The sequence below is a fragment of the Candidatus Cloacimonas sp. genome (assembly GCA_039680785.1).
Classification (GTDB): Bacteria; Cloacimonadota; Cloacimonadia; order Cloacimonadales; family Cloacimonadaceae; genus Cloacimonas.
Genome location: JBDKSF010000088.1, coordinates 1 through 5,289 on the forward strand (window position 1 = coordinate 1; position 5,289 = coordinate 5,289).

5 protein-coding genes are annotated in these 5,289 nt (G+C 38.6%); all 5 read left to right on the forward strand.

Features of this window, described 5'->3' with window-relative positions; all coding sequences use genetic code 11:
• Positions 1-789, forward strand: a 789-nt coding sequence (locus ABFC98_06270; GenBank protein MEN6445636.1) for a TPM domain-containing protein, incomplete at its 5' end; no start/stop codon positions are given.
• A complete protein-coding gene (locus tag ABFC98_06275) occupies positions 790-1,368 on the forward strand; it encodes a hypothetical protein (protein ID MEN6445637.1) in 579 nt (192 codons plus the stop codon). It abuts the gene before it with no gap.
• 2 nt (positions 1,369-1,370) lie between these two features.
• A complete protein-coding gene (locus ABFC98_06280; protein MEN6445638.1) occupies positions 1,371-2,543 on the forward strand; it encodes an ion channel in 1,173 nt (390 codons plus the stop codon).
• A gap of 11 nt (positions 2,544-2,554) precedes the next feature.
• Entirely contained in the window at positions 2,555-3,055 is a 501-nt protein-coding gene (locus ABFC98_06285; protein ID MEN6445639.1) for a cyclic nucleotide-binding domain-containing protein, read from the forward strand.
• A gap of 144 nt (positions 3,056-3,199) precedes the next feature.
• Positions 3,200-5,289, forward strand: a 2,090-nt coding sequence (gene lon / locus ABFC98_06290) for an endopeptidase La (protein MEN6445640.1), incomplete at its 3' end; no start/stop codon positions are given.

The window sequence follows — 5,289 nt, forward strand, 5'->3', positions numbered from 1 at the left end:
ACAAAATGGGGCATATTCTTAATGAAATATAAGCGGTTCTTTCTGATTGCAGGGTTTGTAATACTTGCCAGTTTAATTTGTGGTGTAACAATTCCTGAACCAGTTGGTTTTGTGAATGATTTTGCCAACATCTTAAGCGCAGAAACTCTGCACAAAATTAACGATTGGGCTATTGAATTGCGCGAAAAAACCAATGTCGATTTCACGATTGTCACTCTACCGGATATCGGAGGAATGAATGAAGTTGATTATGGCGTAAAACTATATGAAAAGTGGAAAATAGGCAATAAACAGGATGAAGGCGTTTTAGTCCTTTTAGCTCTAAAAGAGCGAAGAATTCGGATTGAAGTTGGTTATGGCTCGGAAGGTTATTTGCCTGATGCTTATGTGGAACAAGTGTATCAGACGATGAAAAGTTATTTAACCAAAGGGAACGAAGATTGGGATCAAGCATTTATGCAAGGTTCATTAATGCTGCTTTCCACCATAGCCAAAGAAAAAGGTATTACCTTAACAGGCGTTTCGGATTATTCACAAAAGAAAACAAATAAAAATTCGGGCGGAGTGGGCTTATTTGCTTTTCTGGCAATTTTCATTATTTTAATAATAGTTACCCGCGGCAGAATAATTGAATGGCTTTTTTGGCTTACTCTTTTTGGCGGTCGCGGAGGAAATTTTGGAGGAAGAAGTGATGGAAGTTCTTGGAGCAGTGGCAATAATGGTTTTGGCGGATTTGGCGGTTTTGGCGGAGGTCGTTCCGGCGGCGGGGGCGGTGGAGGAGGATTTTAAATGATATTCTTAAAATCACTTACATTTATTCTGTGGAACATTGTTCTCGGTTGTATTTTACTTTTTTTGCTTAGATGGCTGTTATTCAATCGCCAAGCAAAATACATTTTTGGTAAAAAGATTCCTTTCACTCCCGGATTTCTGGTAGCCAAAAGGGACTGGTTATTCAAAAAAGTTCGAGAGCTTGTGCACGATTATCTGAATCAGGCATCCAATCCTTACAATAAGAATGGTTATTTGTATGGCTGGATAGAAAAAGTGCGACAATTCATAAGGGAGAAAACTAACTTTGTAGAGAGCTGGGTTTTTATCCCTTCCAAATTAAGAATGTTAATTTGGGATAAGCTTACCGATGCTTTAACTGGGATAGTGGAAAAACTTTTAAGAAAGACCATTCCGAAGTTAGTGGAACAATTGCAAGTAGAACATCGTATTGATGAATTAGACATACAATTAAGCATTGATTTCTTTTACGGATATTTCAAACAATATGTTTATAAGCCCTTACTGATTGGCTTTACCGTGCTAAATCTGATTATCGGTATTTTAAATATGGTTTGGTTCTTGATTATAGTATAAATATGAAGATTACTTCCAGCCGATTTCAAAGATTATTATATCGTCATAATATTCGGGGCGATGATCAAAAATTGTTGATCCGTTTTCTGTTGATATGTATGTTCATCGCTATTTTGCTATTAATTTCTTCTCTACTTGCTTGGGCTTTTGAACATCGAGGAATGGAAGGAAATTCCATAAGGTCATTTTGGGACGGAATATGGTGGGCGATAGTTACAATAGCTACAGTTGGTTATGGAGATAAATTTCCGGTTACCTATCCAGGGCGGCTGGTGGGTATTATTTTAATCATAGTTGGCTATTCTTCATTATCATTTTTTACCGGTATGATCGCTTCACTTTTTGTGGAGAACCGTTTAAAAGGAGCGAAAGGATTGAAACAGATAAAAACACATAATCATATAGTTATCTGCGGTTGGAATAAAACAGCTGATTTTTTTCTAAAAGCGCTGGTGGAAAAAAATGTTACGGAAACAGACATCTGTATAGTTGTCAATGAACCACCGGATTTTTTTGAGCGAGTGGAATCTCGCTATCCTACGCTTTCATTAGAATATGTAAGAGGCGAGGTAAGCCAAGAAGAAACCCTGAAAAGAGCTTCCGTGGATACGGCTAACCAGGTAATAATTTTAGCGGATGAGCAATTGGAACATAATATTACGGATGATCATAGTATTATTGTAGCAAATGCTGTTCGTTACCTTACTCGGAAAGACAAAATCACGGTTCAGCTGGTAAATCCGGAAAACCGTTCTCTATTAGAAAGAATTGGCATCATCAACATAATTGTCTGGGATGACATCGGTGGCTATATATTAGCCAATAGTGTAGCCGATATCAATTTTCTGGCTGTTTTTTGTCAGTTAGCTCAAGATAAACAAAATCATCTGCTCACCCAAAAGATTCCGACTGAATTCATTGGGAAAAGTTTTGGAGAGTTATCCGATTATTATTATAAGGAATGTGGTTATTTGCTTTTGGGTTTGCTTGCCAAGGAACCGGAATTGGAATTATCCGCCATTTTTACTGATGACAGCAGTGGCATAGATCAATTCATCCAATACGCCTTAGCCAAATCGCAAAAAACATTGCCGGAAGAAAAAAGTAATGTTCGCTGGAAACCAGACCGCCATAGTCAGTTACAGATAAATGATTATGCTATTTTAATGGTTTGAAGGATGATAGAATGATAGAACTGGAAACACTGGCAAAGGTTCCTTTGTTTAAAGATGTCCGAGCAGAGGCCTTGGTTTATTTGCAACCGCATTTCAAAGAATTAGAGGTAGCGAAAGGAAGTGTAATTATAAAAGATGATACTGAAGGGGATCAAATTTTTGTTCTGGTGAAAGGCAGCGTGCAAGTTACCAAAGACCTGGTAAGAGGTTTTGATGCCGATCAATATTTGACGAATAAAGTGTTGGCAAAACTGGAGGGTGATTCCCTTCCCACTTTTGGAGAAAATGGCTTATTGGGGCATGGACCCAGAACGGCTAATATAATTGCTGTAACTGATTGCAAGTTATACACATTGGCTAAAGCTGATTTTGCTAAGTTTGCCGAATATGATTATCAGGCAGCATACATAGTTATGAAAAATATTGCCCAAAAATTATCGCTGAGCTTAAAAGCCACGGATGATAATCTTGTAAAACTGGCAACCGCTCTTTACATAGCTGTTCAACACTAAGCAAACTTCCATTTGCTTATTTGTAATCTTGCATTAGATTATAGATGAATCAAAAAAAAATAAGAGTGTTTGAAAAGTGATTTTTATTTCTTGAACTACATTTCAAGAACGATAATACAAAATTTTATTTTAACAGGAGACAAAGTGGACAATCAAACGACAAAAATACCGAGAACATTACCGGTTCTGCATATAAGCAATGTAGTGATGTTTCCCTATTTGCTTATGCCGCTTGTAGTTTCAGACGAAGAATCAAAGCTGGTGATTGATTATGCACTGGCAAACGATAAATTGATGGCTTTTTTTCTGGATGTGGAAAAAGATGATTCCGAACAAACGGAACTTGCTCATATCGGAACGGCTGTAACCATTTTGCGTATGCTGCGAAACCAGGATGGTTCCATTAGTATGTTACTTCAGGGTTCCAGCCGGATAAAATTGCAAAAAATTGTGCAAAAAAATCCCTTCATTATGGTAGATATAGAAGCTATTGCGGAAGAAATGGATGAAGATCCAGAAGTTCAAGCATATAGAACAGTGGCTTTGGAATTATTGGAAAAAATCGCCCAGGAAAGTAATGTTTTAAATAGAGAAATGATTGCTGGACTTAATAATATCAAGCAGGCAGGCAGAGTGGCAGATATTATAGCGGGTAACATAGACCTGCCCATTTCTGATAGACAACTGATTCTGGAAACGATAGACCTGAAACAAAGATTTCACATTTTGAACAATTGTCTGGCTGAACTTATTAAGCAGATGAAAGTAGAGAATAACATTCGTAACAATATTCAGCTGGAAATGACTGAAGATCAGCGTAGATATTATTTACGCGAACAATTGGACGCCATTCGCAGAGAACTGGGAGAAACGGATGAAGTTAGCAATGAAATATTAAATTGGCGTGCTCAGATTGCTCAGAAAGACCTTCCAGATTATGTTAGAGATTTAGCTTTGGAAGAGTTGGAACGCCTTTCTAATATGCAACCGGTTTCCAGTGAATACAGCGTGGTGAGAAATTATCTGGATTGGATAGTTAATCTTCCCTGGCGAGTTTACAGCAAAGATCGCTTGGATTTGAAAAAAATCGAACGCATTTTGGAACACGATCATTACGGCTTAAAAGAAGCCAAGGAACGCATTTTGGAATTCATCGCGGTGAAGAAACTGAAAGGTAATTTAAAAGGTCCCATTCTCTGTTTTGTCGGTCCTCCCGGAACCGGAAAAACCTCAATCGGTAGATCAGTTGCCAGGGCACTTTCCAGAAAATTCATCAGAATGTCTTTGGGTGGAATTAATGACGAAGCGGAAATTCGCGGTCATCGCAGAACCTATATTGGAGCTATGCCCGGTAAAATAATTATGGAAATTAAAAGGCAGGGAACCGCCAATCCAGTTTTTATGCTGGATGAGATTGATAAGCTGGGTCGTGATTTTAGAGGTGATCCTGCTTCTGCACTTTTGGAAGTGCTTGATCCGGAACAAAATAACAGCTTTGTGGATAATTATATAAACCTACCATTTGATTTGTCTGAAGTGCTGTTTATCACTACTGCCAATACTTTGGAGACCATTCCACCCCCGCTAAGAGACAGGATGGAAATTATAGAATTCACCAGCTATTTGGAAAATGATAAGATAGAAATTGCCAAGCATTACTTAATTCCGCGCGAAAAGGAAGACAACGGTTTGGGGAAAGTGCCGATTACTTTTACCAAATCTGCTTTACAAGAAATAATTCGTTATTATGTTCGCGAGGCAGGAGTGCGCAATCTGCAAAGAAGAATCGGCTCCATTTTCCGCAAAATTGCCAAAGAAGTTGCCAGCGGCACAAATCAGAAATGGACCATCAAAGGGGAAGATATCGTTAAATATTTGGGCCCGCGTAAAGTAACTTTGGAACTTGCCAATCGCAAACCTGAAATTGGAGTGGCTACTGGACTTGCCTGGACTGGTTTTGGGGGAGAAATTCTCTTCTGTGAAACCATCAGAATGCCCGGAAAAGGAAATATCATTTTAACCGGTCTTTTGGGCGATGTAATGAAAGAATCCGCCCGCATTGCAGTTAGTTATTTAAAAGCCAATCATTCCACTTTTATGATACCGCCCAAGTTATTTGAAACTCAGGACATACATATTCATTTTCCTTCTGGAGCGGTTCCCAAAGATGGACCTTCAGCAGGGCTCACTTTGACCGTTGCTTTGGCATCCCTTTTTACGGAACAGAAAGTGCG